Raw genomic sequence first — 5,074 nt, 5'->3', positions numbered from 1 at the left:
TGCGACGCAACGGTTCCTGTTGGTTTTTCCTTGCAAAACTTTACTCAGGCGTCGATAAACGCTGACATTGGCCATTCCCTTTGTTGCGCAACACCTTTCCGTAGGTGCCAAGAATCAACATTTGATAGGATTCCTAAGTACGTAGACGAGGCTTGAGCAGATGACGTCAAATTAGTGGCTTGCCATGGATTCGCGCTCATTTCAAGTCGACATAACTCGCAACGAACCTGCACAAAACTGCAATCGCTGAGTGCTGCGTTCTGACACCTTCCTTAGTCGTTGTACCCGAGACAGCTATCCAGATTTCTACCGTAGCGCGGCTGATTTTGCGTCGCTACGCTTGGTCGCTTTCATCGTCGACGCGGAACTCTCGAGATGGATCACTGGCGAATGGCATATCTCGGGATCCGGCAGGTACCGCGCGAACTCAGCGAATTCGAACTCAATACGTTTTTTACGTTTTCCAGACGCGAACTCGCGAGCATCGACTCGCGGCGCTCCGATCTCTACCGGCTGGCCATGGCATTGCATGTCGGGTTCATACGGATGACAGGTCGGGCGCTCGACTCGTACAAGCAGATTCCCACTGTCCTCTTACGACACCTCGGCCAGCAGCTGGGTGTACAGTCGCCTGACGTCGGGACGCTTCGTTCGATCTACGATGGCAACTTGAAAACGCTGTCCGATCATCAGATTTTCGCTCAAACCGTCGTAAATTTCCGGTCAATCGCAGAGCACCAGCGTCGATACGTCATCCGTTGGCTCAAGGAACAGCTCACTGGTCGCCCGGAGCGCGGCCAGCTAATGAGCGACCTCAAAAGATGGTTCTACGAGCACCGGATTGTGATACCGCCCGATCGCATGTTGAGACAGTTCATCGTTCAGGCGGTGCATGACATTGAGGCGCTACTGCACGAGGCGCTTCAGCAGGCGCTCGGCACGGACAAGCTGGACAGCTGGGCGCGCCTTCTTCCCCAGCCGCATGGGGACCATCCAAGTCTGCAGCGCTGGTTATGGGCCGTTCCGCTTCGAGGATCGACCCATCAGATGAGCGAAGTGCTCGACAAGATCAATCTGCTTACAATGCACGGCGTGGCTGTGAACTGGCCGGTCGAGTGCAATGATGCGATCGTACGCCACTACGCGCGTCGCTGTGCCAGCCGGCCACCTTCGATCAGCAAGCGGATCGAGTCGCACGGCCGAAGGCTGGAGGCAGCGTGTTTTATGCGATATGCCCTGTGTACGGCGACCGACCAGGTGCTTCTGATGCTTCGGCGCTGGGTACAGAAAGTTGTCAACGACGCGTCCCGTGAGGTCGACGCTGCGAGGGTAAAGGCCGCCGATCAGCTCCATGAATTTGCTGCTGCCGTAAAGGCACTGGCCACCGATGAATCGCTGTCGCATGAAAATCTGCGTACTGAACTTTGCGTGCTGGCTGACCAGGTCCTGCATCCGCATACGCCAAACCGACGCAGCCAGATCCGTCAATGCCTGATTCTGAAACGGCATTCCGCGCGCAATCTGTTGATGCGTCTCGTGCAGTTGCCGTTTGAGGCGGAAACGACACATCCGGTCCTCGATGCAATTGTCCTGCTTCGAGGTCTCTATCGACGTCATGCCTATCTGTTGCCCGACGGCGTGAACGTCCGGCTTGGTCGGGCATGGCGCGAAGCGATCGACGGGTATGATCGCCTCAAGGCGATGGTGGCTTTCGAATGGGCCACCCTGTTTGCCTTACGGGTCGCGCTGCGCAATGGCTCCATCTTTATCGGGTACAGCTTCGCTTTCCGCAGCCAGACGCACATGCTGATCCCAGCCGAGGAGTGGTCGACAAAGCGGAATAATCTGTATGGGCATCTTGGCCTGCCACAGGACCCTAAGGAGTTTCTGGATCCGATTCTGGCACACCTCGATCAGCGCCTCGAAATGCTAGGCAAGGCAGTGGACGACGGTACAGTGCAGATCGACACGGCGGTACATCTCGATCCGTTGGATGCCCAGCCCGAAACCGCAGAGACAGATCGCCTGAGACGCGCTATCTTCGAAGCGCATCCGCCGGGTCAGTTACCCGAGATCATCCTCGAAATTGACAGCGCGACACGCTTCAGCTGGATCTTGCTGGGACGCGAGCCTCGATCACGGATCGAATTGCTGATGGTGTATTCGGCCGTACTGGCGCACGGAACTTCGCTCTCGGCTGCGGACATTTCCCGGATGGTTCCAGAAGTTTCGCCGGCCGCTATCCGCCAGATGATGAAGCGACTTGAGGATGAAAGAATGCTTCGGCTTGCAGCCGATGCCGTCCTCGAATTCATGCATGAACATCCCGTTGCTGCTCACTGGGGGCGCGCCGATCTTGCATCATCCGACATGATGTCACTCGAGACCACGCGTACCGTCTGGCAGGCTCGCGCTGATCCTCGGCGGCGTACCGCATCTATCGGAATGTATACCCACGTGCTGGATCGTTGGGGCATCTTCTACGATCAGCCCATTGTGCTGAATGAGCGTCAGGCGGGCGCGGCAATCGAAGGTGTCGTTCGGCAGAGCGCAACCACGGATATCGCGGCCCTCGCAGTCGATACGCATGGGTACACCGATTTTGCGATGGGCATGGCCCGGGCACTAGGCTTTGATCTGTGCCCTCGCCTGTCGCATCTTCGTGACCGTCGACTTCACGTTCCCCGCAGGCACGAAGTCCCACCGCAACTTATCGCGGTCACTGACCGCGATGTCAGACTCGATCTCATCGCGGATGTCTGGGATGAGTTTGTTAGGATCGCCGCGTCCATCCGTTCTGGAAAATGTACCGCAGTCGACGCCCTCACACGCTTCTGCTCAGCGGCGCGTGGGCAAGCTGTGTACGAAGGTGGTGTTCACATCGGGCGTCTGTTCAGAAGTATCTTTCTGATCGACTATTTCACAAATACCGCATTCAGGACCGAGTTGCAGCATGTGTTGAACCGCGGTGAAGCCGTACACAACGTTCAACGCGCGATCCATATCGGCAAGATTCCCGTTGAACTGGCCCGACGCCAGGAATCACTGTCGGCGGTGTCCTCCGCACTGACACTTCTCTCCAATATCCTGATGGCGTGGAACACCACCCACATGCAACGCGTCCTCGACGAATTACAGGTTGCCACGGGCCAGCCGCTGCAATCTGAACAGTTAAGGCGAATCGCGCCGACCCACCTGGAGGGCATCAATCTGCGCGGGACGTTCAACTTCCCGGTGGCTCGGTACGCGCGACGAATCCTTCCGAGTCTCGCGAGTGATCTGCCGGCCTCGACCGCCAGTCGCCACGCCTGAACTGTCGAGTCCTGACCACTGAATCGATATTGCAGACGGCGTCTGCAATATCGGCTTTTCCTCACGCTTTGCATAGTGAGCCACCGGGCTGCTATGGTCATCCACGCAAAATGTGGGTCCTTCAAACGAGTAGTCAGCAGGCGATTGATTAGAAAGACAATTTATACAGGGCCACAAGGCAAACCCGCGCCAGGCTTACGTGCCCCTAACCGGAAAAATGCATGAAAGTCAAAGGCACCCCAGCCGCCGAGCCTTGCTGCAAGCGGCTCTGCAAGTGACTACCGCCAGATTTCACACGATTCGTACGATTACCCCAACCTGCGCCAGCAGGTTCCCTGCAGTTCGACGGGTGACTGGAAGGCACCGGCGAACCGGCCGGACCCAGTCGAGCAGATCATGCACTCGCATGAATGCAGGCTGGACTGGCTTGGCTCACGCAGTCCCCTCGAATACCGGGAGAGCCTTGGGCTCGCAGCATAAACATAAACGAGTCCAAGATTTTTGCCGCACCCCCAGTGGCTCAATTTTCGGTCGGCGTAAACACTCAGGCCGGAAGGCGCACGAGTTGTGAATTCTGATCCGGAAGGGAGAGGGCGCAGCCCTGCACGGACCAAGCTAAATGGATCGAAGTAGGCGTCGATGGAGTAGGGCCGTGAGATCCATGCGGGAGTCGCAGACGACGTGGACATAGACCATGTCGTCTGCAACCTGATAAACGACCCTGTTCGCGCCAGAGATTACCTGTCGAAACTGGATCATGTTCAGTTCACGCAACTCGTCGACCCGTCCGCCGGAATCAGGGAAGTCAGCCAGCCGGCGAATCGTCTGTTTGAGGGTCGACCAGGTCTGGCTCCACGTGTTTTGACCGAACTGGCTGACGACGTAGCGTCGGATTTCACGAATATCGTCTTCTGCGGACTCGAGGATAACAACCCGATGCGTCATTCTTCGAACCGGTCCAGATCAGCGAAGACGTCTTCAACATTCCTGAATTTCCCTTGCTGGATCTCTTTCGAGCCAATCGCGAGAATTTTCAGGAGCGCCATGGTCTGTTCCTGTTCCTCGTAGCTGTGCACGTCCATGACGACCAGCTTCGCTTCGCCGTTCTGTGTGATCAGCAGCGGCTGGCGGCTCTCCGCAATCTCGCTGACGATCTGCGCCGCGTGGCTTTTGAGGTAGCTGATGGGTTTGATCTGCGACGAGAACTTCATGGTGTAGTCCTGCAATGAACGCGAATCGGACTGATTTTAGTCCGAATATGGTCTTCAGTCCACGGCGCGCACCGTCTTTGCGCGGCGCCCGCTGCGAGCTATCGGCGCCGGGGCGGCCGGGCATCCGCATCGAACAGCGACACATATGAAGTATCTGCACCCTTNGGAAAAACCAACAGGAACCGTTGCGTCGCACGCGTGGCCGTTTCTGTTGCGCAGAATCCGGCGGGAAGCCTTGAGCTACCGTCGCCGGATGCCCGAAAAACGCAACAGTCCCAAACATACCAGTCCTGTTGATAAATTATGTTATGTCAAGTCAATAAATCACGATGAGCGACGGACTCGAAAAACCCGTTGGTTTGCATAAAACTGTTCCCGGTTCTTGCGGATATTTGTTCCTAGCCTCTAGACGGGGTATGAACAAGGTGAGCGCTTATGCTCTGCAGAGGATAAGCGCTTTTAGACACAGTTCCGGGTTATATCCAGCTCGCCCGCCGACGATCGGATGTCTCGGGGTCACCGGCGGACCAACTATAGATAATCAGAGCTGT

The 5,074-nt window shown here is 56.7% G+C and carries 3 protein-coding genes; 1 reads left to right on the top strand and 2 read right to left on the bottom strand.

The window, feature by feature from the left end; translation table 11 throughout:
* Positions 1 to 375: 375 nt before the first annotated feature.
* The gene (locus DLM46_RS38655) at positions 376 to 3,312 is read left to right on the top strand and encodes a Tn3 family transposase (protein WP_115110311.1); all 2,937 of its coding nucleotides are present in this window, start codon (positions 376 to 378) and stop codon (positions 3,310 to 3,312) included.
* 615 nt (positions 3,313 to 3,927) lie between these two features.
* Here the strand turns inward: DLM46_RS38655 and DLM46_RS38650 are convergent.
* Both DLM46_RS38650 and DLM46_RS38645 read right to left on the bottom strand, forming a co-directional pair.
* Positions 3,928 to 4,257, bottom strand: coding sequence for a type II toxin-antitoxin system RelE/ParE family toxin (locus DLM46_RS38650; RefSeq protein WP_115110308.1), 330 nt, complete (start codon positions 4,255 to 4,257; stop codon positions 3,928 to 3,930).
* Entirely contained in the window at positions 4,254 to 4,523 is a 270-nt protein-coding gene (locus DLM46_RS38645) for a type II toxin-antitoxin system Phd/YefM family antitoxin (protein WP_115110305.1), read from the bottom strand. Before DLM46_RS38645 ends, DLM46_RS38650 begins: the two co-directional genes overlap by 4 nt.
* Positions 4,524 to 5,074: the final 551 nt, after the last annotated feature.

Origin of the sequence: Paraburkholderia lacunae (assembly GCF_003353175.1) — a bacterium.
Classification (GTDB): domain Bacteria; phylum Pseudomonadota; class Gammaproteobacteria; order Burkholderiales; family Burkholderiaceae; genus Paraburkholderia; species Paraburkholderia lacunae.
The sequence above is the reverse complement of the archived record's forward strand: the minus strand, read 5'-3'. Positions and strand labels throughout refer to the sequence as shown.